This is a genomic window from Desulfomonile tiedjei DSM 6799 (genome assembly GCF_000266945.1).
GTDB classification, from domain to species: domain Bacteria; phylum Desulfobacterota; class Desulfomonilia; order Desulfomonilales; family Desulfomonilaceae; genus Desulfomonile; species Desulfomonile tiedjei.
On sequence record NC_018025.1, the window covers coordinates 2,232,792 to 2,259,139 of the forward strand.

Consider the following 26,348-nt stretch of genomic DNA (forward strand, 5'->3'; position numbering starts at 1 on the left):
TCAAAGAAGTAATCCCGCCACCGGCGGGACCGGCCAAAAACAGATCTCTCAATATTCCTTATATAAAAGCATATTGGTTATAAGGAACGTTGGCCGTGAAAGGAGGTACAGGAATACACAATGGACTGCTTCGATCTACTCCGCAATGTCTTTCGGAATCTTATTCAAGAGAACTCCTGGCAAGACAAAACCGTAAGTGTGAGGGTGAAGACGCTCACACCCGAAGAGGCTATCGGCAATCCCGAACACCACGATTATCCGTTAATCAAAGGAAAAGAACGGATGATGGAGGCTGAGTTTCTTGGGAGCAGAGGTCAAGCATTTACTGACATGTACGGAAGCTTTTCCGGCACCTTGGCTGAAGTTGATACCATGGAATTGGACAACAATTATCGCAGGGCCATTTTCCTGTCAACATTGAATGCGATCACCCGGCACCTCGGAATTGTTGCAAAGAGCGTTCATTGCAGAGACGACCAGCCGCCTCAATGTGCCACAGCGCTTGCATCCTACATAGAACGGAACTTCGGGAATCCTCGAGTAGCTTTAGTGGGTCTCCAACCGAGAATGGCCGAGGCACTCGCCCGGAAATTTCAACTGCGGGTGACCGACATGGATCCGAACAACGTGGGCAATACCAAATATGGAATTCGGATAGAAGGCCCTGAGCAAACAGCGAACAACATGGCTTGGTGCGACGTTGTACTTGTGACCGGTACTGTTATGACGAATGACTCTTTTCGTCAATTTGCGGTGGAGAAACCGACTATCTTTTACGGAGTAACCATAGCCGCTGCTGCTCATTTTCTGAAACTGACCCGATTCTGCCCGTGCGGAACTTAATGCCGCATATACTGCAATAGCCATATTATTACGGAGGTAAGAATGATCCGTTTACTGTCGATACTTTTCATACTCTTCCTGTCCCAGTCCGTTGCATTTGCCGAGGCGCTGACATTGGCGGCAGGCGCAGGGTACAAGCGCCCTTTGGCAGAGATGATTCAAGCATATGAGGCATCTGGTGGCGGCAAAATAGATCAAATCTATGGGAACATGGGACAGATCATCATGCAGGCCAAGGCGAGCGGCGATATAGCTTTCATTGTCGGAGAAGAGGCGTTCCTCAAGACATCGTCAGGTTTGAAATTCAGTTCATTCCACCCCATTGGGGAAGGGGTGCTGGTTATCGCTTACGGAAAGAACCTTACTCTGCAAAAGCCTGAAGATCTTACAAAGCCCGAAGTATCTAGAGTAGCCATGCCGGACGAGAAACACGCCATATATGGAAAAGCGGGGAAAGAATTTCTTCAGAACACGAAGTTGATGGAGAAAGTCGAAAAAAAACTGCTCGTGGTAGCAACGGTACCTCAAGTATCCGCGTACCTCATAAGCGGTGAGGTGGAGGCAGGATTCATCAATCTGACGGATGCGCTGTATATCAAGGATAGAATAGGTGGGTATTTGACACCGGACCGCAGCACGTACGGCCCTATCAAGTTGGTTCTCGGAGTTTTAAAGGGATTTGAGGCAAACACTGGTGCCAAGAATTTCCTGAATTTCTTGAAAGTCGATCCTCAGGTCAGGGAAATACTAAAGAAATCAGGATTGTAGCTGAGGTTTGGCCACTTGGGATCGATAGGGCTCGGGGCCTGCCGGCAAAGCGGTGTAATACCAATGCGCTTTCACACAGGGAATATTGAGATGAGCATTCTTGGCTGGTCCTGGCAAGTCTCCTCCGCTGCGAACGCCACGCCTTAGCGTGGCTGACTTCGCTTCGGAGACCTGCCAGGACCGGATTCAACGAAGTCACTTCTTTGATCGCGCATTGGTATAAGGGCTTTCATAGCAGGCGCAATACCATACAAGAAGGATCGGGTTAATGGAAGTGGACTCCGTAACAGGTTCCGATGTATTCACGAATATCGCTTTCCCCATGGTATTCACAGCAAAAGTTGCAGCAATATCTCTGATGCTTCACGCGGTTTTCGGTCTTCTGATCGGTTATTATCTCGGCAGAAAGGGTAGCCCGATTCGGAGCGTAGTGGATACTCTGGTTACTCTGCCACTTGTTTTTCCTCCTGTAGCTCTCGGATTCCTGTTGCTTCTTATTCTTGGCAAAGCCGGACCAATCGGTCGTTTTGTCACAGGTGTCTTTGGCGTGGAAATAATCTTCAACTTGTGGGGAGTAGTCATTGCAGCATTCGTAGCCGGCCTTCCCCTCATCGTGAAGCCGGTCCAGGCTGCAGTGCAGAGTACCACAATAAGTCTTATCGAGGCTTCCTACACCTTGGGCAAGTCCGAAGCTGAGACGTTCGTGTTTGTGGTAATCCCGAGCATTAAGAAGAGCGTTGCCGGAGGGCTATCCCTTGCCTTTGGAAGATCGCTGGGCGAAGTAGGCTTGACGTTGATGCTGGGTGGAAATATTGTGGGCAGGACAAATACACTCTCTCTAGAAATATATAATTCTGTTTTTACGGGAGAATTTGAACGTGCCGGCATCCTGGCAGCCATATTGGGGTGCATCTCGGTTCTCATTCTTCTCTTGTTGAAGCGACTTTCAGCCGTCTAAGTGCTTCTCCTTGCCGGATTTCCGGACCCGGCTGAGATCACTCCCGATCCGTTCTTCTCATCCGGTCGCGTGATTATATGGAATGGGGGACCTTCACAGGTCAATCCACCCTCTTGAAGGACAAGGATGCGATCTCCCATACGAAGAATTTCAGCTCGATCATGTGACACGAGAATGCTCGTGAGTCCCAGTTCTTGGTGCAGACGCAGGATTTCCTCCTGAAGCTTTTCCCTTATGGCCTCATCCAGTGCGGAAAGCGGTTCGTCAAGAAGAAGGATCTTCGGCCGTCGGATCAAGGCTCGTGCCAAAGCTACTCTCTGCTGCTGGCCTCCTGACAGTTCTTCCGGATATCTGTACTGCAGCTCTTCCAGTTCAATCATTGACAGAAACATGTCTACTCGAGGATCTTTTCGGCGGCCTGCAGCAAATTCCAGATTGCGCCTCACGGTCATGGATGGAAAGAGCGCATAATTTTGAAATACAAATCCGATGCTCCTCTTCTGAGGGGGCACGCAAACCCGTTCATTCTTATCGAACCACGTCTCTCCGTCCACCAGGATACGTCCATCATCCGGTGTCTCAAGACCTGCCAACATACGTAGCAAAGTTGTCTTGCCGGTTCCGGAAGTTCCATTCAAAACGACGAACTGTCCTCTGGGGATCGTGAATGCTGGATGCAATACAAAAGGGCCCTGAGCACCTCGCAGACATTTGCATACGTTTAGACTGATCAATAGGCCCTTTCCTTTTGAATGGACGTCCAAGCAAAAAAACAAGGGTGATATTTTGCTTCCGCTTCTTATCGATCTTAGCGAGCGAATAGAATTATGGCTGCCAGACACCCCGTGAAGATCAGAAAGAAAATAAGCTCGAATGTCTTCCGTTCCACGGACAGGCGACCTCCTGGATACTGCTCTTGCTGTGACATGTTGCCCTCAAAATGCTCTGACATGACTAGGCTCGATCTGCCGCAAATCACGGTAACCATCAGAGTGGATCGAACAGAAATATTTCTTTGCATCCTGTAGATTCACAATAAACAAGGCACCATCCCGGTAGAATCCCCGAATGACCTCTCCGTCTGCTGCTTGGGTGGTGGCCAGAGAGATGCCATCGGCTACTTCAGTTCCCAAATAGTCCCACGAGGCACCAAATTCATCCACGATCATCGCGGTTTCGGCATCCGGTGGAGCTGTCTTCAATTTTATCTCCATGAAATGTGTCTGCTCCTTCCACTCATAGCGAGCCGGCGACTTAATGAGTTGATAAGGTATAATTAGACGGCTGCATATTAGACCGGTTTGCTCTCGAACTTTGTTGTCGAATTCGCGTAAAAGTCAACGTTGCCGAGCATAGTTCACACGCAATCGGACTAATGCTTCAAGACTCACTCTTGGTCGCACAGTTACTATTCATATTGTGAATATACATAACACGAAGTGCCTCCTGTTTAAAGAAAATTTTCATCGGCTTCAATCAATTCGGATTGTGCGGATGCTTTCAGAAATGTTGATGGTCAAGAGCCTATAGCAATTGCCAGCGCTAATGTCCGATTGAGGATAGGAGTTTTGGCGGGTGCCGGCCTCTGTGCTGGCACATCTTCAATATGATCAATGATATCGATAGAATGGACCGGTAGAGAGAGACTGCCTCAAAAGTCAAAATTGATCCTTGGCCGTGGCACGAAATGCTCATCGTCCTGCTGGCCTGATTGTAGGGGCGGACCTGCGAGTCCGACCAAGTAAGGGTAGGCACTAGGCCTACCCTTAGGAAGATGGCGAATCGTGGCACGATGTATGTTTTGGATAGTTTTGAGACGGTTTCGGGACGCCGGTCTCCACTAATATCTTGTATTCGAGCAAGGGCTAAACGCCAGAATTCTTGGTAATCGATCTAATTCGCGTCAGAAAGGAATCCGTGGGGGACGGATTCACAGAAGATAGCGGTAAGGTAGAAGAGTGGCTTTCAATCGGTATTCAAGATATCGCGGACCATCTGCAGGAGTTCCGTTCTGGTAAAAGGTTTTTTCACAAAACCCCTGGTCTCCGTTTCAACCAATCGTTTCGTTTCTGCGTCCAATGAACGACCGCTTGCGATCAAAATCTTGAGGTTGGGGTTGATTTTATGGAGCTCTTTAATGCACGTTTCCCCTCCCATTTTCGGCATCATAAGGTCGAGAATCACTAAAGAAATTTTGTCCATTTCTCTCTGGTACAGATTTATAGCTTCTTTTCCATCGGTTGCGGTAATCAAGACGTACCCGGAAGATTCCAGGATTCTTTTGATCAGATTACTAACCATTTCCTGATCTTCGACCAGAAGAATCACTTTTGCTCTGTCTATTCCTGACTGGTTGTCCATTGCTTCTGAACTCCTTTAATCCCGCCTGGAAAAAGACTCGTGATGATATTTGATTGTGAAACAGAGGCTTTGATTTACGGTAGTCATTTACTACGGTGTATGATAACTCACCTCATAGCTATATTGGAAGTAAAAAGAAACTATTAAGATGGATCAGTGCAAGCGGGATGAATCAGACACCGTATGACGCATATGGCAGAATTTCGGAGTGAGCGGCCAAGATGACCGGCATAAGCAGAAGTTAATCCTGATCGTCTATATAACTGTCCTTTGCAGAAGAAACGTTTTGTTCCATCAACAACAAGTACAATTTCAAGGCTTTTTCCACGTGATGTGAGCGTGCGTTTCCCAAATGATCCAATCGTCGTACCACATCGGCAGGGAGGCTACAGCTTATCCTTGCCGTCTCTCTTGTCTGCTGTCGTCCCCGGGCAGTGTACGAACGCGGATCGAGTTGCATCTCTTTAAGCAATATCCATGCCGCTTTCAGGCATTGTTCTCTGGTCATCTGACCCCCTCGTGGTTTCCATGTATGTCTCCATCCAATTTATGTGCCAACTCCATTCTTCATTTGTGCAAAAAATGCAGATATCATGTATTTTCAGAAAAAAGCTTTATTTTCAAGCACTCATGATAGTGGCCGCCCCGTTTGTTGCTTAGCTGATGAAAGGTAACTCTGCATGGGCTCCCGAACTGTGGTGCAATACCTATGGGAATTGTCCAATAAATATACAGCGGTTCGAACGAAAAAACGACCAATTCTGCCTGGATTACGAACTTTTCGAACCGAGCGGAAGCGGGGAACTGCCGAGATATTCTGCCCGTCTATGTGTTTTAGGCTAAATATGGACCGATCCACAAAGGATGTTGATGAGTCATGTCGGAGACTGTGGACGTATTCCTTCAGTTACCCACGCAGATGAGACGCGATAGAATGGCACACAACGATTCGGGATTATCCGGAAACTAATGATGAGTGTTCATCACGAGTCTGCTCTCACCTTCCATGTCGTCTGATGTGTCCGGTCACTATGTAGATCACATCCTCCGCGATATTGGTTGCGTGGTCCGCTATCCGTTCCAGATGACGGGAAATCAGGAAAACATAGGTGAGTGCCCTCACGTTTTCCGGCTGATTGGAAAGTTTTTCCTCGTATTCACGATGGAGCTTGTGCTTTGTTAAATCTATGTTGTCGTCTTCTCGAAGAACTTCATACGCCAGAGAGGTATTAAGATCGATCAATGAATCAAGAGCCTTGTTCAGCATGCGAACGGTCTCGTCGGCCATGAGAAAGTAATCCTGCGGAATCTGAATGGATTTTTCAGCAGCAAGGTCTACGGCAATCCGACCGATATTTGCCGCCATGTCGCCGATGCGTTCGAGGTCGTGATTTGCCTTGAGAATTCCTATAATAAAACGAAGATCGGTAGCTACTGGTTGGTGGAGTGCCAAGATCTCCAGACACTGTTCCTCGAGATCGAGCTCCAGGCGATCGATGCTGAAATCGGCTTCAGTTACGCTCCGTCCCAGTTGGGTGTCCCTCAATTGGATTGCTCTCATGGAGTGCTGGACGTTTTCTACAACCTGTGCTCCAAGTGAGGAAACGAGGCGTTTAATTTGTTCTATCTTGCGTCCGAGACGTATACGGGCTTGGCTCATAGTTTCTCCCATTCGTAAATGTTTTGAAAAAAGGGTATGTAAGTCGGAAGAGAACTGCCATTCGTGGAGTGAAACTGCAGTCGCATAATCGTTGCAACGCCATGATATTATCTCTTGGGTTTCATGTCGGTCAGAGAAAAAGGCCGTGCGCCTTCGATGTGCAGATGGCGCTCTCTTCCCTGGAATTTGATCCATCAATAAGCTTTCAGTGAAGGTTAGCAACCATTTTCTTCAAGGCAAATTCCAAGCCGTCATTCTTTAGACAACTCTTTTGGAGGTTTCTAGAAGATCTGTCAAGCTCTTGGACTGCTTTTTTTAGGTTGACTAAAAAAAACTTTTATCCTTCTTCGCTCCGGACTGAAAGAGATCACTTTTCTTGCTAAAATGTTCAAACTTTAGAGGGTCGTAGCGATCGGGAAAAATGAGAGATTTGACGTCAGCAGATAATGATGTTGCGAGCGGCATGGTGTCCAAGTGAAATCTCACTCGTGTTGAAATTTTGAGTCTGGAATCTCATACTACCGTTTACGAAGACCAGGCACAGGGTCATTGAAAATGTCCGGCAACTCCTTGAACATTATTGTCGTCGATGACGAGATCAACATCCGTAAAGTCTTGTCCATAGGCCTGGAAGCCAAGGGTCACAAAGTTGTGGCAGTGAGTAATTTTCAGGATGCGGTAAATGAGAATCTTCGGCGTTCCTTTGATATTGCATTCCTGGATTTGAGGCTGGGAACCGCTGATGGATTGGACCTTATACCAGTACTCCTGGCGTCCACCCCGTGGCTAAAGATTATTGTTATTACGGCCTATTCTTCTGTGAGCTCGGCAGTGGAAGCTATGCGTCGAGGAGCAATCGACTACATTCCCAAACCGTTTACTCCTGCTCAAATTCATCACGCAGTAGAGAAATTGGGTAGAGTGCGATCGTTGGAACAGCGGCTTACGGAATTGCAGGAAGAAATAGGCAGATCGCTTCCTGATGTGGAGTTCTCGAGCAATAGCCCGTCCATGCAACGGACCATTAATCTGGCGCAAGAGGTGGCGGCATCCGATTCCAGCATTCTCCTGATAGGAGAAAGCGGTACAGGAAAGAGTGCTCTTGCACGAGCCATCCACACCTGGAGCAAACGATCCGGAAAATCCATGGCCACGGTATCTTGTCCTGCAATTTCACCGGAATTGCTGGAAAGCGAGATGTTCGGACATGTGAAGGGAGCGTTCACGGGAGCTGTTCGAGACTATCCAGGGCGAATTGCTGCCTGCGAAGGTGGAACTCTGTTGCTCGATGAAATCGGGGATTTGCCCCTGTCTCTGCAGCCCAAGCTCCTGAGATTTTTACAGGACCGTGAATATGAACGTGTGGGCGACCACGTTCGGAGACAAGCTGATGTCCGCATATTAGCGGCTACGAACATAAACTTGAAACAGGCGGTACAAGAAGGACGATTCAGAGAGGATCTTTTCTACAGATTGAATGTGATTCAAATCGATATTCCTCCTCTGAGACAGCGCTCAGAAGATATCGCCGGATTGGCGGAACGACTGCTCCTGTTTTTCGGACGAAAAAACCACCGTACATTTCTCGGCTTTACAGATGAGGCGCTCGCTGCTTTGGAACGATACGATTGGCCCGGAAATGTACGAGAATTGAGTAACACTGTAGAACGTGCCGCGATTCTTTCCAAGACTCCTCGCATTGGTATAGAGAATCTTTCTCTCACAATTTTGAACCAAAAAACTGAAGTACGGCTTGGAGATCCCGTGACTCTGGCAACAATTGAGGAAGAACATATTCGGAGAGTACTTGCCGTTTCGCCATCTTTACAAGATGCAGCAGATGTTCTTGGAATAGATCAGGCCACATTATGGCGACGTCGTAAACAGTACAATATTTAATTGTGTCTTTTGGTTCTGTTGACCTGAACCTTGCAGAATGCAATGCGAGTTTATGTCCAATCTTGCGAAGTACAATCCCGTGGCACTGAACGCCATGATAAGTAGTTGATATAACGGCACATATATAATTCATGTATGGCATGAGAATTGCCAATTGTTGGCAAGAGGAGACAAACATGCTCGGCATACGTCAAAAGCTCTCTTTGGGATTTGCCGGATTACTGGCAATTATTCTCATTATAGGCGGAGAAAGCATTTCTCTGTTCTCTCGATTGGGGGATTCCATCGATGTAATACTTCGTGAAAATTATCGCAGTGTTGTTGCATGCCTGGAAATGAAGGAAGCACTAGAGAGAATGGACAGTGGACTGTTGTTCCTGTTACTCCGGTACGATGAACAAGGAACAAAGCTCATTGCTGAAAATCGGTCGATTTTCGAAAAAGCTCTTCAAATCGAAGTTAATAATGTGACACTTCCCGGGGAGGGCGAAAAAGCCCGGAAGATACAAAATCTTTACTCTGAGTATAAATCCACAGTGGGGCAAATACTGCAGGAGCCCATGCCGCTTGCCTTGAAGCGTCAGATGTATTTTGAACGGCTATTACCGTTATTCGGAGAAATCAAGAAAAACGCCGGCGACATTCTTGAGATGAATCAACAGAACATGATCGATGCAAACGATCAGGCACGCGGTCTGGCCGCATCCGCTCGTTGGCAAATGTATGGCCTCCTTGCCGTGGGATGCATTCTGGCAATGATTTATATAATTCTTGTGAGAAGATGGATTTTCAGGCCGATAACTCGGCTCATCCAATCGACGAACGAAATTAGCGCCGGAAATTTGGATCTCGTAGTCAAGACTGAGTCTCAAGACGAAATCGGTCAGTTGTCTGAATCGTTCAATGCAATGGCAGAAAGCCTTCGGCGTGTCCGGCGCACACGTGAGGCGAAGCTCGCTCAGATTCAGCAGATGGTTCAAGAAGCATTCAGGGTTCTCCCGGAAGCTGTGGCGATTGTGAACCTTCAGGGTCGAGTGGAAATGGCTACCCAGCTTGCCGGACAAGTATTCGGATTAAGACCGACTGCCAAGATTCAAGATTTGCAATTGGATTGGCTCAACACACTATTTCATAATGCCATTATCGGTCAGGACACCTCCAATGCTGAAAAACAGCACGTAGTTCAGAGTTTTGTCAATGACGAGGAACGATACTTTGCCCCCAAAGCGGTTGTCATCCGTGGAGGAGACAAAGAAGTCTCAGCATTACTCATTGTAATTAACGATATCACGCAACAGCGACAGCAAGATGAGTTGAAACGAGGAGTGCTGTCTACGGTTTCTCACCAACTCAAAACTCCACTGACTTCGATTCGTATGGCGATTCATCTGTTGCTGGAAGGAGACATCGGCTCGCCCAATGAAAAACAGGCGGACGTTCTCATGAGTGCAGAACAAGAAGCTGAACGGCTTCACAGGATTTTAGAAAACTTGCTGGATATAGGACGCATTGAATCCGGAAAGGTCTATCTCAATCTGCAATCGCTATCCCCCTACATGCTGGTATTGGATTCTGTGGAGCCGTTTCGCTCTGCCAGCCAAGATCAGGGCATTCACCTGAACATAGAGTTACCTGAAGGCTTGCCCGAAGTCCTGGCGGACCCTGCCCGAGTGCCTCACGTATTTTCGAATTTACTGGCCAATGCTCTGAAATATACGCATCCTGGCGGCAGGATTACGGTCTCTGCAATTACGGACGAAGAGTTCGTCCGATTTTCCGTGGCTGATACCGGAAGGGGCATACCAGCGCAATATCACGAAAACATTTTTGAACAGTTTTTCAGAGCTCCCATTGATGCCACGAAAACCGGCATCGGATTAGGATTGTCTATTGCAAAAGAGATCGTTGAAGCCCATGGCGGAACTATCAGTGTGAATAGTAGTGAGGGCGAGGGAAGTACCTTCACCTTTTCTCTGAGACGATCGGACTCTTTACCAAAGGAGTGACACATGGATGTCGTTTACATTTTGATTCTCCTGATTTTTTTCGGATTAAGCGTTTTGTACTGTCTGGCGTGGGAAAGGATTTAAGTCATGATCGATACCATCGTCGGCTTAGTCGGCATCGTTCTGCTCATTTATCTATTTGCAGTTATTCTGAGGCCTGAGAAATTTTAGGAAGGTAATTACGATGGAACATTTGGGATACATCCAACTTGCTTTATATATTGTAATTTTGCTTGCACTGACAAAACCCATGGGATTGTACCTTGTACAAGTTCTGGATATTAACGGGAGAACCTTTCTTCATCCAGTCATAGGACCTTTGGAACGATTGCTCTATCGGATCCTCGGGATCGATTCGAACACCGAGCAGGATTGGAAGCAGTATACTTTGTCACTCCTGGCTTTCAGCCTGGTCGGAGTTCTCTTCACATACTGCATCTTGAGATCACAGCACATACTACCGCTGAATCCGGAAGGCTTGCAGGCGGTAAGTGACCAATTGTCGTTTAACACGGCAGTGAGTTTTACAACGAACACCAATTGGCAAAATTACGGTGGTGAATCAACCATGTCCTATTTTTCCCAAATGGTTGGTTTAGTGTTTCACAACTTTGTTTCCGCTGCTGTCGGCATAGCAGTCGCTGCTGCTCTCGTCAGAGGCATTGCCAGACATTCTGCAAAGACCATTGGCAACTTTTGGGTAGATCTGGTCAGGATCAATCTTTATCTGTTGCTGCCGGTTTGTCTGGTCTATGCGGTCTTTCTCGTTTCCCAGGGAATGATACAGAATTTCAAGTCGTACGATACAGCTCAATTGATCGAGCCTTACACAGTGACTGCAAAGTCCTCTGAAGGAGGAGAATCCCCGGACAATTCGGTACCTGAGCAACGAAAAATCGAGACCCAGAGAATTACACAGGGTCCAATGGCTTCTCAAGTCGCCATCAAGATGCTCGGTACAAACGGAGGCGGATTCACGAATGCCAATGCTTCGCATCCATTTGAGAATCCGACGCCGTTGTCAAATTTCCTACAGATGCTCTCAATCTTTCTTATTCCAAGCGGTTTGACCTATTACCTGGGGCGCATAGTGAAGAATCAACGGCATGGTTGGGCAGTCTGGGCTGCCATGGCGATCATTTTCCTGGCTGGTGTCTCGGTCTGTTGGTGGGCTGAATCCGCCGGCAATCCCAGACTCCACGCTCTCGGCGTAGATATCTCTTCCGGAAACATGGAAGGCAAAGAGGTTCGGTTCGGTATCTTCAACTCGGCTTTATTTGCCACTATTACTACCGCTGCTTCGTGCGGAGCTGTCAACTCCATGCACGATTCGTTTACCCCGTTAGGCGGCCTGATTCCACTGCTCAACATAGAGCTTGGAGAAGTGGTGTTCGGCGGAGTAGGAGCAGGCCTGTATGGAATGCTGGTCTTTGTTGTCCTCGCAGTGTTTCTTGCCGGCCTGATGATTGGCAGGACACCGGAATATCTTGGAAAGAAGATAGAATCGTATGACATCAAGGCAGCGGTCCTCTTTGTGATGGCAGCCGTATTCGGCATTCTCGGATTCACCGCCTTGGCATCTGTGAGTAACTGGGGACTTGCCGGCTTGAACAATGCCGGACCTCATGGATTCAGTGAAATGCTCTATGCCTTTTCTTCGGGTACGGGGAACAACGGCAGTGCTTTCGCAGGGCTGAATGGAAACACGGTCCCTTACAACATAACACTGGGATTAGCAATGCTCGTCGGTCGATTCTTCATGATCGTACCAGTTCTTGCATTGGCCGGACATCTGGCTCAAAAAAAGATCGTTCCCCAAAGTTCCGGAAGTTTTCCGGTTACCGGTCCGATTTTCGTTATGCTCCTTGTTGGGACAGTGCTGATCGTTGGAGCGTTGACGTTCTTCCCGGCCTTATCTCTCGGGCCCATAGTCGAGCATTTTCTCATGACGAATTCAAGCGTCTTATTCTAGAGGAACACTGATATGGCTGCAAAAGCTCATTCAATTTTCGATCGTGAAATCCTGGTTCAAGCGGCGATTGAGTCTTTCAAGAAGCTCAATCCTGCTAACATGCTGAAAAATCCGGTCATGTTTGTAACCGAAGTCGGAGCGGCAATTACTACAATCGGATTGCTCCTGTATAGGCAAGGAGAATCGTTCGGTTTTGGTCTTCAAATTGCCGTGTGGCTTTGGTTTACCGTATTATTTGCCAACTTTTCTGAAGCTGTTGCTGAAGGACGCGGCAAGGCTCAGGCTAATGAATTACGAAAAACACGAACTACGACCATAGCGCATCGACTGTTGCAGGATGGCCTTTTCGAGCAAGACATTTCTGCGGAACAGCTCAGGCAGGGTGATGAGGTGGTTGTCTCTGCCGGAGAGCTTATCCCGGGGGACGGTGAAGTAATTGAAGGAATTGCCACGGTAGATGAATCTGCCATCACGGGTGAATCTGCACCTGTTATCAGAGAAGCCGGAGGAGACCGCAGCAGCGTCACCGGGGGAACAAGGGTGTTGTCGGACAGAATTGTTGTCCGAATCACAGCGAATCCTGGAGAGAGTTTCCTGGATCACATGATCGGTCTGATTGAGGGAGCTCAGCGGCAGAAAACTCCGAATGAAATAGCACTCACTATTCTCTTGGCAGCCCTCACGATCATCTTTCTTGTGGTCATTCTAAGCCTGAAGCCCTTTGGAATGTATGCGAACGTGAACTTCTCGATTACCGTGCTTGTCGCATTGCTTGTGTGCCTTATTCCTACCACCATCGGGGGGCTTCTGAACGCAATTGGAATAGCTGGAATCGACAGACTCGTCCGCCGAAATGTGCTCGCAATGAGCGGACGAGCGGTGGAGGCAGCGGGAGATGTCGACGTTTTGCTGTTGGACAAGACCGGCACCATCACCCTTGGCGATCGTCAAGCAACCGAGTTCGTTCCTGCAGATGGAGTTACCAAGGAACAACTTGCCGATGCAGCTCAGTGGGCTTCTCTGGCGGATGAAACTCCGGAAGGCCGCAGTATCATGGTCCTTGCGAAACAGTACGGTCTGCGGGGACGCTCCCTGACCGAGACTGCAAACGCGAAGTTCCTTCCGTTTACAGCTCAGACCCGGATGAGTGGCGTAGACATCGATGGCAGGCAAATACGGAAAGGGGCTCCCGATGCTATTGAGTCTTTTGTTGGAGCCGATTTCTCGTCAGAGGTCCAGCACACCATCGAAGCCATTGCATTGGAGGGGGGGACTCCCATAGCAGTTGCGGACGGAGCCCGAGTACTTGGAGTAGTCCATCTCAAGGATATTGTCAAAGGAGGCTTGAAAGATCGTTTCGAGCGTCTCAGAAGCATGGGAATAAAGGTCGTTATGATTACCGGAGATAATAGCAGGACTGCCTCAGCTATAGCAAAAGAAGCCGGGATCGATTTCTTTTTGGCAGAAGCACGCCCTGAAGACAAGCTGCAACTTATCCGCAAGGAACAGGCGGCCGGTTTGCTCGTTGCGATGACCGGTGACGGCACCAATGATGCGCCGGCTCTGGCTCAGGCCGATGTCGGAGTGGCCATGAATTCCGGAACTCAGGTAGCCAAAGAAGCCGGAAACATGGTGGATCTTGATTCCAATCCGACGAAACTTATTGAAATTGTGGAAATAGGCAAGCAGTTGCTTATGACTCGAGGCGCTCTCACCACGTTCAGCATCTCCAATGATGTGGCGAAGTATTTTGCCATAATTCCGGCAATGCTCATGACGACATTCCCGGTAATCGGTCCTTTGAACATCATGGGCCTCCATTCGCCCCAGAGCGCTATCTTGAGCGCTGTGATCTTCAATGCTCTCATCATTGTGGCCTTGATACCTCTGGCTCTGAAAGGCGTCCATTTCAGACCGCTCAGCGCTGCCGCACTTCTCCGTCGCAATCTGTTCGTCTACGGATTAGGCGGTCTTGCGGCACCTTTTTTCGGGATCAAAATTATCGATGTATGTATTACGGCATTGCACCTCGTATAACGAAAAGGATTAGTCCATGAAAACGTTTATCCGCGAACTTCGAGTATCGATAATTGCAACTATAGCCCTCGGTATAATCCTTTGCGGCATCTACCCTTTAGTAGTCTGGGGAATCGCTCAAGTATTCTTTCCACATCAGGCAAATGGTTCCTTGATTGTTCGGAATGGCAAGATAGTAGGTTCGGAGCTACTCGGCCAGAATTTCGTAGACGCCAAGTATTTTCACCCTCGGCCCTCATCGACCGGCGAAAACGGCTATGACGCTTCCAGTTCGGGCGGCAGCAATCTGGGGCCGACTTCCAAGAAACTCGTGCAAACAGTGAAAGAACGAATCGAGGCATATCGGGCCGAAAATGGCCTGTCGGCTGATGTTCCCATTCCCGCGGATGCGGTCACTGCGTCTGCAAGCGGGTTGGATCCTCATATTACTCTGGAAAATGCCCGCCTGCAGGCTTCACGTGTAGCTCGTGCCAGGGGCATCGACGAATCCGTGATGCTCGAGAAATTGCGTGCCTCTCTCGAAGGTAGAGATCTGAGAATTCTCGGAGAACCTCGAATCAACGTGACGAAGCTCAACCTGTCACTGGATGAGATGAAATGACGACTGCTGAAGACAGAGCAAATTCATTCCTCAGAATGATACGACGCTCCAGGCGAGGGAAGCTCAAGATTTACCTGGGATATTGCGCAGGAGTGGGGAAGACGTATCAGATGCTGCAAGAAGGGTATCGACTGATGAAAGAAGGTGTAGATGTTGCTATCGGTTTGCTCGAAACTCACGGTCGCCAGGACATTGTAGATCTATCTCAAGGGATTGAGGTTCTTCCTCGGATTCGGCAAGAATATCGCGGACACGTGCTGGAGGAAATGGATGTCGATGCAATAATCGCCAGAAGGCCGGAAGTGGCACTCATTGACGAGCTTGCTCATACAAATGTTCCGGGCACCAAAAATGCCAAGCGTTATCAGGATGTTCAACAGATACTCGCGGCGGGAATACACGTCATAACCACGTTGAATGTACAGCACCTGGAGAGTTTGTACGATACTGTCGAAAAGACTGTTCATGTGAAGGTTCGGGAACGCCTGCCGGATTCAGTTGTTGCGGAGGCAGACGAAATAGTGAATGTGGATTTGACCACGAACGACCTCAAGGAACGCTTGCGAGAAGGCAAAATTTACCCCGCGGAACGGATTGAAACGGCTCTTTCCAACTTCTTCCAAACCTCAAATCTTGAAAACTTGCGTGAATTGACGCTGCGAGAACTTGCATCTCAAATCGACTTGCGCATGCGTGAAGGATCGCAAGACGATGCCGAGCCCACACCGGATCAGGTCATGGTTTGCCTCAGTTCACGCGGGCCCAATAGTGAGATGTTGCTCAGGTATGCTTCGCGTTTGGCAGGTAGGTTGAATCGGAATTGGTATGCTGTGTACGTGCAAACTCCTTCGGAAGAACCCACAGTCATCGATGCGTACACACAGAGAATTCTGTCCGGTGCATTGACTCTGGCGAAGCAATTGGGTGCCATGGTGTTCACGTACAAAGGAGAAGACATCCCTGATACCATACTTCGATTTGCTCGAGAATATAGGGTTGGGCATATAGTCATCGGACATCCCGGCGAGATTCCATTCTGGAAAAAACTGTTCGGTAAGAAAACTCTCGTGGAGGAGCTGATCCGAAAAGCCAGAGGAATAACCTTCGTTGTTCTCGATACCCGAGGTGCCGAACCAACGTTCGCTTCTGAAGGAAATGGCCGGAATGAATCCTCCTTGCAATTGCGTAAAGAAAAGGTGAGTTTGTCCGACTTGATATCGAGTCGCCGAATAGTTATCTGGAATCAGCCGGTAGAAAAGGAATACGTTATCAGGACGTTAGTGGAAGTCGCTGCTAAAGATTTTGAAACCTGTGACGCTGAAGATACTATAAAAGCAGTATTGGATCGTGAGAAACTGGGCTCTACCTTTTTCGCGAATGAAGCGGCTGCAATTCCTCATGCCCGAATCAAAGGACTTTCCAGCCCTATAATCAGTCTGGGCCTGACCAAGCAAGGGATCTTGCAAGACGAAGCGATCAGTCCGATCGGACTTGTGTTTCTGATCCTTACCCCCGCTGAAATTCCCAGTTCCCAGGTTGAGATACTCGCTCTCGTCAGTCGAGCAACCAAGGATGGACATTTGTACGATCGCGTTGCAGAATCCGACAATCCTGAAGAATTGCTGTCCATACTCCGTGAATTAAGGGTTTGATAATTCTCTTGCCTGAGACGTGGTGGTTTGAGTGTGGAGCCTTCCTTCATGTGCAAGTTTCCATAGCGCTCTGATAAAAGCATTTATAGCCAAAATTCAGGGTATCGGCGGTGACTGGATATATTATTGAAAATGAGCGCAACCAGGAGCATGGTAAGCGCTCCGGCTCCGGTTGGAACGAGCACGTACATGAACCCCAAAGCATGGATTTGGTCCGATCCGATCACAAATATCAGTGCTGTCGCGCCTCCGGGCGGATGAAGAGTCTTTGTTGCGTGCATTAAAGCAACGGAAGTTGCAACCGCGATTGAGGCAGCCATCCAGGGCTCGGCGTGAAACAACTTGAACGCTATGACTCCGACGAATGCTGAAAGCACATGGCCTCCCACCAGGTTTCTGGGCTGAGCCAAAGGACTCTTGATTGCACCGTAGATGAGGACTGCCGACGCTCCGAAAGAACCGATGATCATTATAAGATCGAATCCGTTCAGGAGCTTGAAATTCAAGAAAGCAACGGAGGCAATGCCAAGAAATGAGCCGACCCATGAGAGAACAATCTCACGAGCGGAAACCATTGGAGGGCTCTGGGTAGTACCTTTCATTTTGGCCAGATAGTTCTTTAACATGAGATCACCATGAGCGATGAATGACATCGGCACGCGACGCAATTCCGATGAGTTTGCCTGATTCGTCCACAACAGGAATCCTGTTAATTCCGTGCCTTATAATCATGTCCCCGACCTCCATGACTGGAACCTCCGGGGTCACTACAACGGCAGGGCTGCTCATGATATCTTCTGCTACCTGTAATCGCATTGGTGCAGCCAGACATCTGCCTCCCTTCAAGCAGTCGGAGACGACATCCATGAAAGTCTGCGGTCCTCCGCCTCCCATTGCCCATAAGAAATCTCTCTCGGAAATTATGCCGGCAACGGTTCCGTCCGCCTCTAAAACCGGCACCCCGGACACTCTTCTCTTTGCCATGAGTTCAGCCACCTCCCGTATGGGAGTAGACCTCACCACGGTCACTACGTCCCTGGTCATGACATCCTTGACTTTCACGGAATGCATGAGCCGTCTCAGAGCGTGCTCGTATGCTTTGAGATATACCTCCCGGAAGTCACCCGGAGTGATATCCACGTATCCGGAGATGTCTCTCATAGCCTCGAGTATGTCGTCATCGGAAATGTCTACAGGAATACATGCTTCAATAGTTGTGTCAGCCATTTTTCGCCTCTTTAGCCGTTGCAGGCCATCCGGATCGATGTTTGTCTCCGCGATTCCATCCTAACTCCTATGTTTATGTCATCCGTACGGATCACGCCTTGACCTAAGTCAAATGTTCCTTTTTTTCTTGAAGCTGTCGGAGAATTTTCCTGCGTTGTATATCCCGCTCAGAATGCCCTTTGGTTGTGAACCGGCTCTTGAAAAAGCCAAATCGGTGCTTACCTCCACAAAAACGTAACCTATTGCCATCATTTAAGGTAATTGACTTGCGTTTTACCACGTGGTATCCGGGAGAATAGGAGCTTTTCGATTTGAAAGAAGGTTCAATCTATTTTCTGAAAAGGATTTCCAGGAGTCCTTGTCGAGGAGCCTCGATAACGGACTACACTGAAAGAAATGAGAAGCTGAAAAACGCTTTGAATTCCGGGAAGGAGAAACCTATGGGTTCAAAAGAAATAGGGCGGCGGCTATTTATCAAGGGAGCTTCATCTGCGGTTTTGGGACTGGCGGTGACTCCTCTGTGCAACATGAATCTTTCCTTTGCAGATGCGCAGAAGGCGAACTCTCTCGAATACCGGATTCTCGGAAGGACCGGATTAAAGGTCACAGCCGTCAGTATGGGAGTCATGAATTGCAGCGACCCATCAGTGCTGCACCGGGCGTTCGATCTCGGCATTAATTTTTACGACACCGCTCACTCCTATATGGGAGGCCGGAATGAGGAAATGATGGGCAAGGCGTTTCGCGGAAAGCGAGACAAAGTATTCATACAGACAAAATTTCGTGTCGGCACGGAAAAGGAGACCAGAAAATCTGTAGAAACGAGCCTCCAGAGGCTACAGACCGATTATGTGGATGTGCTTCTCGCGCATTCTCTCAAGAAACCGGATGAAGTTAATGATCCTGCGCTGATTAGATTTCTTCAGGCCATGAAGAAGGAGGGCAAGGCACGTTTTACCGGTTTTTCTACACATGCCGACATGGCTCCTCTTTTGAGAGAAGCAGCGAAATCCAGTTTTCACGATGTTGCTCTCACTTCCTACAATTTCACCCATTCAAACGATCTGAAAGAGGCTGTGGCATTGGCGAGGAACTCGGGCATAGGGATTGTGGCGATGAAGACCCAGGCGGGAGGTTACAAAGCGAGCGACATGGGTGGACTTAGCCCTCACCAGGCTGCCCTCAAGTACGTGTTGCTGGATCAGCATGTTGCAGTAGCCGTCCCGGGAGTCACCACCATCCAACAGATCGAGGAATTGGCTGCAGTGATGGGAACGGCCCTGTCAAGAAAGGACCTGGATGAGCTACGCCAGTATGAGTCTCACCTTCAAGGAAGGATCTGTACAATGTGCGGCGGGTGTATCGGTGAGTGTCCGCACGGCGTTGCTCACAGCGATTTGCTGAGGGCAGTCATGTATCGCGACGGTTACAAAGATGACAAGCTCGCCCGAGAAGTGCTTCGGACGGAAAGAGCTCTCCAACAAATAAAGCTCTGTTCCGATTGTTCATCCTGCGCTATCACGTGTTCGAGAGGACTTGATATTCACGCTCGATTGAAGGAAGTGCACCGAATGTTCTCGTGAATGCGTATTTCACTGGAGGAACAATCAGAATGATAAGGCGTGAAGCTCTGATTATTATCTCTTTCCTGGGGATTTTGTTTGCTTTTCAGGATCTCCGGGCTGGAACGATGCCCATAGAATCTCTCATTCCGAAAACTGCCCCTGAGGGCTGGATTTTGAGAGATGCCCCTGAAACATTTACGAGAGAAACGTTGTTTGAGCACATTAACGGTCAAGCCGATCTCTTTGTGCAGTATGGATTTGAAAATTCCGTTTTTGCAGTTTATCAGAATACGAGTTCTTCTGAAGATAAAATCGAAGTGGATATCTATGATATGGGCGATTCGCTTCACGCGTATGGAGTTTTCTCACGTTTCAGGCAAGAAGAAAAACCCGCAGGAATTGGCCTAGATTCGTACCTGGGCGATAATTATGCCATTTTCTATAAGGGCAAGTACTTTGTGGTACTCCAAGCCACAGATTCAAATGCCATTTTGAAACGGCTGGCACAGGACATAGAATCTCGCATTTCAGACACATCAGCCCAGCCCAGGGAGCTTGGATATTTCCCAACAAACGGGCTTAAACCTGGTTCCATAGAATACTTTCCCGATGGGCTGCTCGGTCATCAATTTTTGCACAGAGGCTTCAAGGCATCGTACACAGAGCAGGAAGCGAAAACTAGTGGAAAAGCCAGGGGGAACGTCCCGGAATGTCATCTTTTCTTGGCCGTCTTTAAAAACTCAGAAGAAGCTCTGGATGCACTGCAGCTCTATAGAGAGGATTTGCTGAAAAAAGGAAAACTGGACACGGGGACTTTGACTCAATTCGGACCCAACTCGCTGATTGGGACAGACCCGTACCAGGGCAAAACCGTCGTCGTGCAGAAGGGGCCTTATCTCCTGGGCGCAGCCGGTTTTCAACAAGATAGGGAAGGGCAAGAACGGCTGGCTGAGATGATGAGGGAGATCAAATAATCAACTAGTGAGGTCCTCTTGCACGCTCAATCATGCGCTTAACATATTCATTCGCATTCATGTGCAGGATCGTAATGTCCGGATATTCCTCAGAAAATACCCGAAATATTTCGTCTGCGAAGGCTTGTCCGATTGATTCCACTTCCTGGAAATCAAAGACAGCAATCTTGAATTTTTCAATGCGTGCAAGCAGTCGCTTGGCCTGAGAGCGTGAAATCAACATTTCTTCGCCATATTTGGCCAGTTTTACAGGTACGATGGTTTTCGTGAATCCGTAGTCTTCGCCTGAAGTAAAATTATCGAACACTTCTTTTGCGGTTCTTTTAGTAGAGTTGCTTAGCTTCATCACTACTACAGTTCCTTTGGGCAATTGAGGAATTTCCATTATCCAGTCCAACCCGTTCAGGCTGTGGTCAAATTCGGTTTGGTCCGAGCGAATATTGAACCAGTCAAACATTCTCGATGAAAAGAAGATTCCTTCTCCCGTATGACGCTTTGGGTCGGTAGTTAGCTTTCCTTTAGCGAGTTCCAGAACAGCGTGCCGTTCATCATCAAGATTCATCTCACGCTGGATTTTTTTGAAAATACCCTCACCATTGTCTAGCAACCCGATACGTGCGTCTATGGCTGACCTGAATACATACAGCCGAGCAAATGTTCCTGAGGAATGTTCTATAGCATTGTTAAGCATCTCGGTAATACCGTACTGCCAAATCTCCTGCACGTTCCTGGGCAGATCTGCAAATAAGGGAGCAATATCATTTCTCCAGACAACATCTTCCTTCAATGTGCCATCAAGGGAATAAGTGAATTCTTTTTCAACAACTGGTTTTAGCACATAGTGGCGATCACGGGTACTGCCTTGAGCGGACAGGAGATCAGCAGAAACAAGATGTTGAAGATGTTTGTTGATTGCCTGGCGAGAAATACCGAATTGTTCCGCTGTAAAATTAGCAATATCCGAGGGGTGGTCTCTCACGTTCTCGAGGATAAATCGACGGATTTCCTCGCCTCTCGATCGCAAACCAACCATGTATTCATCTCCTTGGAGAAATTGTCAACCTTATGGTAAGGTATTGACAATTAGTCGGTATGTCAACCATTATGTACCGTTCGGTAGTGAGATGATAAGTGCGGAAACGGCCATCAATGTGGCCGTTTCCTGAATGAGGCATAACAGGTTGGGAATGAAGCGGTTAAGGCGGTGGTCGGACGATGCCTACTTACAAACCTGGCAAGAATCCACCACAATGCCGCCCTGCTTTGCACAATAGTATTCGTCTTTGGATTTGGTGCATGCTCCCCAAAGGCAGCAATTAACCTCTTGTCCGATAAATTGTATGAATAATTTCAATGTCATCATAGCAATTCTCCAGTCTCGTAATTATGAACTAATTTTAGTCACTGCCATAAAAAAGACCAGCACCAGGAAGACCCTCCCTTTTTTTCATTCTTCGTTGCTCAGCGGAAATTTGGCTCGCGAAAAACCCCCGAGACTCTTATGAGAACTCAGGGGTTACTGCACCATGCAGCCATCACAGGCATGAAAAAAGTGCATTGTGCCACGATCACGTGCCGGTCTGTATATCGAGTCCGCATGCTGAAGCGCATAGAAACTCACTTTTCATATCCCAGGAATCAAGAACGCAATCATTGAAACAATCGTGTTTTGTCACTCGTACATCCCGCGTATATTGAGATGTCGGAGCCGGCTCGGAAAGAGCGCTCTCGTCGATGTCCGGAATCAATTCCACAGTTTTCATTGTTTTTCTCCGCGGATGCTATAACAACTAATTTGCTCTACTAAAGGATGAAACTGAGAATCCAAATGGCTAAAATGACTATTATAATAGTCCCTATCCAACCATATGGACCGCCATAATAGGCCATTTTGCACCTCCATCGTTTGCTAATTTAGATGCCCGCACAATCTGTTCGATTCATAAAAAAGAGTTCCTGAAGTTCTCCGAGTCGTTTATTTCTCATTATGCTTGGTCAGGTCGGAGTTTTCTTGCTCTGCACTGTTCTCGAATTCAAGCTCTACGAAAGCGGTAATGTGTGGCTTGAGATACACGCAATCGTGTGTTAATTTAAGTTTGCTATAGATAGTTTATGCATATACCGCATTGAGTTGCGAAAACTCTGAGGACGGGTAAGTATGAGAACAGCGAATCCTGCATTAAACGAAGGGGCCTTTGGCGGCCTGGAACGTGTTTGGGACACCGATAAGGCCATGACGCTACAAGGCACCGTAAATAAGGCCGGCGTTCTTCTATTGCTGGTCGCACTCTCTGCCGGGTGGACGTGGCACTTGTTTTTCAGCGGTCCTACTCCTGATCCTGCGTCGGTGATGCCGTGGATGATTATCGGGGCTATCGGGGGATTCATCGTAGCTCTCGTGACCGTCTTCAAACAGTCTTGGGCTCCGGTGACTTCACCGATATATGCATTACTGGAAGGGCTTTTCATTGGAGGAATGTCCTCGTTGGCCGAGTCCCAGTATCCAGGAATCGTGATTCAGGCGGTAGGATTGACATTCGGAACCTGCTTTGCGCTTCTGGTGGCTTATTCTTCCGGATTCATCCGAGCTACGGAGAACTTCAAGCTTGGCGTTGTTGCGGCTACTGGCGGAATCGCAATTGTTTATCTCATTTCGATAATCCTGAGTGTTTTCGGTGTCCAAATGCCTTTTATTCACGATAATGGGTTGATTGGGATCGGGTTCAGCATATTTGTGGTGGTGATTGCAGCACTCAATCTTGTTCTGGATTTCGACTTTATTGAGACTGGTGCTCGCCATGGTCTACCAAAGTACATGGAATGGTATGCAGCCTTTGGGCTCATGGTCACATTAATCTGGCTCTACATCGAAATTCTTCGGCTTCTCATAAAGCTTCGGAGTAGAGATTAGAGCTCGCTATTCCGGAGTGTGCCCGGGAACCGCACGGTATCTCAAACTGTTTGGATTGCTTAGGAACATCTCGCTAAAGAAGAAGAATGGCACGATTACCCTTATATTACTTCAATATCGTCAGCCACGTCGGAAGGACAACCCAAATCACCGAAGCGCAACTACAATCCATATGGAGTGAAATAGATCGTTCCATTGATTCCCTTCAGCCTCCACCCAAGAAGATGTATAACGACGGTCTCTTCACATTCAACAATAAACTGATTGTCATTCCGCCGGGAAGTGTTCCTGATGCCCTAAAAGAAATCTATAAAATGCCTGAAGGCTACAATAAAAGAATACTGCTAAAACTGGCTGATATGGGGACAAGTCTCATACCCTGTGAAGAACATGAATTGTTGACAGCATGGCAAAAAAATGAGGCAGAAATAGTGAGAAAGGAAGAAGCTGGAGAAACCATATCTGCCGAAGAAATCGGAAGACAATCGTTATACCTGTTGACCCGCAACAAAGTCATAGGGCAGGTGATAGCTCAAACGTTATCTGAAGACGAAGCTGGCGTGTTGTTTCTGGGATGTGTTCACAATCTCAAAGGAATGATGGCTAACAATTACTTGACAGATACTCTTGGATTGAATGTCATCGAGATGAACCCGCAGGTCCGTTAAGAATCTCCAATCATATCAATAACAATTTTCGAGTCTCCGGAATTCTGGTGATCTAATATTTTTTATTGTGGGATCAGGCGAATATTCTAATGGATTGCGCATTTCTTCATCACATTTGTTAATAGGAACTGTCTTCTGCCGTCTTGACATTCTGTGATGGCTGAGCTATTGCAGCATATTCAAATCAGTTGGCAGATGAAGATTTCCCATTTCTGGAGGACAACTGTCTCAGAAATCTAGGGCATAATTATTCCGGCGCGTCTCGTATAATTGACCCGCTTCCCAAATTGAGAACAAGGCGCAAAAAGCAATGAGTGGCAGAGAGTTACGTTTTTTCTCATACATTTTGATGTCTATGTGGACGGTTACAGTATTCGGCATGCTGTTATGGAGCATTTCGAGAGTCCATGAAACTACCGGACAGCTTGCTGAACAGGTGGCACGAGCACATTTTGACAAAGATCAAGCATTTCGGTTATGGGCGACGTCTCACGGCGGGGTGTATGTCCCGAAAGATGAGAGGACTCCTTCCAATCCCCACCTGCAGCATGTTCCCGAGCGAGATATACAAACGCCATCCGGCAGAGAACTCACTTTAGTAAATCCTGCATATATGTTGCGTCAATTCCATGAAGATTTCGCTGAATTGTACGGGATTCAGGGCCATATTACGAGCCTGAAACCACTGCGTCCCGAAAACCGCCCGGATCGATGGGAGGAGAAAGCGCTAAAATCGTTTGAGACAGGTACGCAGCAGGTGTCAGAATATACCGAAATGGACGGAAAGCCGTACATCAGGATAATCAAACCGATGGTGGCGACCAAGGATTGTCTGAAATGCCATGACAACTGCAGGGAAGGGGAGGTTCGGGGCGGAGTCGGACTAGCTTTGCCGATGAAAGATTTTCTGGAGGCACAACAAAAGGACATAAAAACCCTGATCGTGTCACATAGCTCGATATTTGTTACAGGATTGCTGGGCATTGGACTCGGAATGAGGAGGCTGAGTCAACGCGAACATGAACGCGATCAGGCACAAGCGGAATTGCGAATCAGTGAAGAAAAATATCGCACATTATTCGATGATTCGAGAGATGGGGTTTTCATCTCATCGCGACAGGGTGAGTTGATCGAGGCAAACAAGTCGCTTCTCGACATGTTCGGGTACACCGCCGAAGAGGTGATAGGGAAGAACTCCCTGCAATTCTATTCAGATCCTGGTGAAAGGGAAAAGCTTCGAGAGGCCATAGAACGAACCGGCTCTGTGAAGGGTTACGAAGTCAGCTTCCGCAAAAAAAACTCAACGCCCATAGATTGCGTTCTTACCGCCAATGTGCGTTTGAATGCAGATGGGGCGGTGGTTGGCTACCAGGGGATCGTGCGAGACATCAGCGATCGAAAAAGAGCCGAGGAGACTTTGAAGCGTCAAGCCAGAGAGTTGGAGCGGTCAAATGCCGATCTTGAACAGTTTGCCTTTATAGCATCCCATGATTTGAGAGAGCCATTACGGAACGTTGCCGGTTGTATGCAACTCTTGGACAAAAAGTGCAAGGGAAGCCTGGATAAGGATGCGGATCAACTCATAAGGTATGCCGTGGAATCGGTCGGCAAAATGAAGTCCCTGGTACAAGACCTGCTGGCCTATTCCCGTGTTAACACCCAGGGGCAATCGTTTAGAGCAGTGGATATGCAGGAAATCCTGGATCTGTCCGTGGAGAATTTAAGAAGTTTGATAGTGCAGAAAGGCACGAAAATGACATACGACCAGATGCCGATGGTCATGGGCGACCCGACTCAGTTGGTTCAACTGCTGCAAAACTTGCTCGGAAATGCCGTCAAATTCAGTGCTGACGAATCATCCGCGGTGCATGTGTCTGCACGAAGGGATGGGCATGAATGGGTCTTCTCCGTGAAAGACAATGGGATTGGAATTCAGGAAAAATACTTTGAGAAGATCTTTGAAATTTTTCAGCAGTTGAGCAGGAAGGGACCTTTTCAGGGAACAGGAATAGGATTGGCAATCGTGAAGAAAATAGTCGAACGTCATCGTGGGCGGGTTTGGGTAGAATCTGAAGTCGGCGTGGGCTCGACCTTTTACTTCACTATCCCGGATAGTATCGAGACCTGATCTGCGGCAAGCCGACATCTTCATCCATCGACGAGAGGTCAAACCAACGCCCTGAATAGTCGGTGCCAAAAATTCTGTCGTCTATCCCGCGTGTGAATTGCAGGATATTGGTAGGGAG

General features: G+C 48.0%; 24 protein-coding genes. 15 read left to right on the forward strand and 9 right to left on the reverse strand.

Going from position 1 to position 26,348, the window contains the following annotated elements; translation table 11 throughout:
- The first annotated feature begins 120 nt into the window (after positions 1-120).
- The 3 genes from DESTI_RS09290 (at position 121) to DESTI_RS09300 (ending at position 2,569) form a co-directional block, all read left to right on the forward strand.
- Positions 121-843 (forward strand): Rossmann-like domain-containing protein, encoded by a 723-nt coding sequence (locus DESTI_RS09290; RefSeq protein ID WP_014809709.1) that lies wholly within the window; start codon positions 121-123, stop codon positions 841-843.
- A gap of 42 nt (positions 844-885) precedes the next feature.
- A complete protein-coding gene (gene modA / locus DESTI_RS09295) occupies positions 886-1,611 on the forward strand; it encodes a molybdate ABC transporter substrate-binding protein (protein WP_014809710.1) in 726 nt (241 codons plus the stop codon).
- Positions 1,612-1,879: 268 nt separating this feature from the next.
- Positions 1,880-2,569: a molybdate ABC transporter permease subunit gene (locus tag DESTI_RS09300; RefSeq protein WP_014809711.1), complete on the forward strand. Its 690-nt coding sequence runs from the start codon at positions 1,880-1,882 to the stop codon at positions 2,567-2,569.
- Here the strand turns inward: DESTI_RS09300 and DESTI_RS09305 are convergent.
- The 5 genes from DESTI_RS09305 to phoU form a co-directional block, all read right to left on the reverse strand.
- On the reverse strand, positions 2,566-3,345 hold the full coding sequence (locus DESTI_RS09305) for an ABC transporter ATP-binding protein (RefSeq protein ID WP_435051214.1): 780 nt from the start codon (positions 3,343-3,345) through the stop codon (positions 2,566-2,568). The two genes, DESTI_RS09300 and DESTI_RS09305, sit on opposite strands and share 4 nt — an antisense overlap.
- A 159-nt stretch (positions 3,346-3,504) precedes the next feature.
- Positions 3,505-3,783, reverse strand: a complete 279-nt coding sequence (locus DESTI_RS09310) for a hypothetical protein (RefSeq protein ID WP_014809714.1) — start codon at positions 3,781-3,783, stop codon at positions 3,505-3,507.
- 751 nt (positions 3,784-4,534) lie between these two features.
- On the reverse strand, positions 4,535-4,930 hold the full coding sequence (locus tag DESTI_RS09315; protein ID WP_014809715.1) for a response regulator: 396 nt from the start codon (positions 4,928-4,930) through the stop codon (positions 4,535-4,537).
- Positions 4,931-5,171: 241 nt separating this feature from the next.
- On the reverse strand, positions 5,172-5,438 hold the full coding sequence (locus tag DESTI_RS09320; RefSeq protein WP_014809716.1) for a hypothetical protein: 267 nt from the start codon (positions 5,436-5,438) through the stop codon (positions 5,172-5,174).
- Between the two features lie 489 nt (positions 5,439-5,927).
- Positions 5,928-6,590, reverse strand: a complete 663-nt coding sequence (gene phoU / locus DESTI_RS09325; protein ID WP_014809717.1) for a phosphate signaling complex protein PhoU — start codon at positions 6,588-6,590, stop codon at positions 5,928-5,930.
- A 555-nt stretch (positions 6,591-7,145) separates the two neighbouring features.
- Between phoU and DESTI_RS09330 the strand changes: the two genes are divergently transcribed.
- The 7 genes from DESTI_RS09330 (at position 7,146) to DESTI_RS09355 (ending at position 16,757) form a co-directional block, all read left to right on the forward strand.
- Positions 7,146-8,489, forward strand: a complete 1,344-nt coding sequence (locus DESTI_RS09330) for a sigma-54-dependent transcriptional regulator (protein WP_014809718.1) — start codon at positions 7,146-7,148, stop codon at positions 8,487-8,489.
- 176 nt (positions 8,490-8,665) lie between these two features.
- Positions 8,666-10,495, forward strand: a complete 1,830-nt coding sequence (locus tag DESTI_RS09335) for a HAMP domain-containing sensor histidine kinase (RefSeq protein WP_014809719.1) — start codon at positions 8,666-8,668, stop codon at positions 10,493-10,495.
- Positions 10,496-10,582: 87 nt separating this feature from the next.
- Positions 10,583-10,666, forward strand: coding sequence for a K(+)-transporting ATPase subunit F (kdpF, locus tag DESTI_RS31725; protein WP_083846690.1), 84 nt, complete (start codon positions 10,583-10,585; stop codon positions 10,664-10,666).
- Between the two features lie 13 nt (positions 10,667-10,679).
- Entirely contained in the window at positions 10,680-12,467 is a 1,788-nt protein-coding gene (gene kdpA, locus DESTI_RS09340; RefSeq protein WP_014809720.1) for a potassium-transporting ATPase subunit KdpA, read from the forward strand.
- A 12-nt stretch (positions 12,468-12,479) separates the two neighbouring features.
- Positions 12,480-14,504: a potassium-transporting ATPase subunit KdpB gene (kdpB, locus tag DESTI_RS09345; protein ID WP_014809721.1), complete on the forward strand. Its 2,025-nt coding sequence runs from the start codon at positions 12,480-12,482 to the stop codon at positions 14,502-14,504.
- A 16-nt stretch (positions 14,505-14,520) separates the two neighbouring features.
- Entirely contained in the window at positions 14,521-15,105 is a 585-nt protein-coding gene (gene kdpC, locus DESTI_RS09350; RefSeq protein WP_014809722.1) for a K(+)-transporting ATPase subunit C, read from the forward strand.
- The gene (locus DESTI_RS09355; protein ID WP_014809723.1) at positions 15,102-16,757 is read left to right on the forward strand and encodes a PTS sugar transporter subunit IIA; all 1,656 of its coding nucleotides are present in this window, start codon (positions 15,102-15,104) and stop codon (positions 16,755-16,757) included. The genes kdpC and DESTI_RS09355 overlap by 4 nt, the downstream gene beginning before the upstream one ends.
- An 83-nt stretch (positions 16,758-16,840) precedes the next feature.
- Here DESTI_RS09355 and DESTI_RS09360 read toward each other — a convergent pair whose 3' ends face one another.
- The gene (locus tag DESTI_RS09360) at positions 16,841-17,383 is read right to left on the reverse strand and encodes an HPP family protein (protein WP_041286956.1); all 543 of its coding nucleotides are present in this window, start codon (positions 17,381-17,383) and stop codon (positions 16,841-16,843) included.
- A gap of 4 nt (positions 17,384-17,387) precedes the next feature.
- Positions 17,388-17,984 carry a CBS domain-containing protein gene (locus tag DESTI_RS09365; RefSeq protein ID WP_014809725.1) on the reverse strand — a complete coding sequence of 199 codons (597 nt, stop codon included), beginning with the start codon at positions 17,982-17,984 and terminating at the stop codon, positions 17,388-17,390.
- 440 nt (positions 17,985-18,424) lie between these two features.
- Between DESTI_RS09365 and DESTI_RS09370 the strand changes: the two genes are divergently transcribed.
- Together DESTI_RS09370 and DESTI_RS28650 are read left to right on the forward strand one after the other, a co-directional pair.
- Complete coding sequence (locus DESTI_RS09370; protein WP_014809726.1) at positions 18,425-19,567, forward strand: aldo/keto reductase; 1,143 nt, start codon at positions 18,425-18,427, stop codon at positions 19,565-19,567.
- Positions 19,568-19,596: 29 nt separating this feature from the next.
- The gene (locus tag DESTI_RS28650) at positions 19,597-20,523 is read left to right on the forward strand and encodes a DUF6599 family protein (protein WP_014809727.1); all 927 of its coding nucleotides are present in this window, start codon (positions 19,597-19,599) and stop codon (positions 20,521-20,523) included.
- 4 nt (positions 20,524-20,527) lie between these two features.
- On the opposite strand, the gene DESTI_RS09380 is transcribed toward DESTI_RS28650, so the two are convergent.
- Together DESTI_RS09380 and DESTI_RS09385 are read right to left on the reverse strand one after the other, a co-directional pair.
- On the reverse strand, positions 20,528-21,502 hold the full coding sequence (locus DESTI_RS09380) for an STAS-like domain-containing protein (protein ID WP_211213762.1): 975 nt from the start codon (positions 21,500-21,502) through the stop codon (positions 20,528-20,530).
- Positions 21,503-22,091: 589 nt separating this feature from the next.
- The gene (locus DESTI_RS09385) at positions 22,092-22,286 is read right to left on the reverse strand and encodes a hypothetical protein (protein ID WP_014809730.1); all 195 of its coding nucleotides are present in this window, start codon (positions 22,284-22,286) and stop codon (positions 22,092-22,094) included.
- A 395-nt stretch (positions 22,287-22,681) separates the two neighbouring features.
- On the opposite strand from DESTI_RS09385, the gene DESTI_RS09390 reads away from it, so the two are divergent.
- The 3 genes from DESTI_RS09390 (at position 22,682) to DESTI_RS09400 (ending at position 26,230) form a co-directional block, all read left to right on the forward strand.
- Positions 22,682-23,434, forward strand: a complete 753-nt coding sequence (locus DESTI_RS09390; RefSeq protein WP_014809731.1) for a Bax inhibitor-1/YccA family protein — start codon at positions 22,682-22,684, stop codon at positions 23,432-23,434.
- Between the two features lie 86 nt (positions 23,435-23,520).
- Entirely contained in the window at positions 23,521-24,102 is a 582-nt protein-coding gene (locus DESTI_RS09395) for a hypothetical protein (protein WP_014809732.1), read from the forward strand.
- A gap of 310 nt (positions 24,103-24,412) precedes the next feature.
- On the forward strand, positions 24,413-26,230 hold the full coding sequence (locus DESTI_RS09400) for an ATP-binding protein (protein WP_014809733.1): 1,818 nt from the start codon (positions 24,413-24,415) through the stop codon (positions 26,228-26,230).
- The last annotated feature ends 118 nt before the right edge of the window (positions 26,231-26,348 follow it).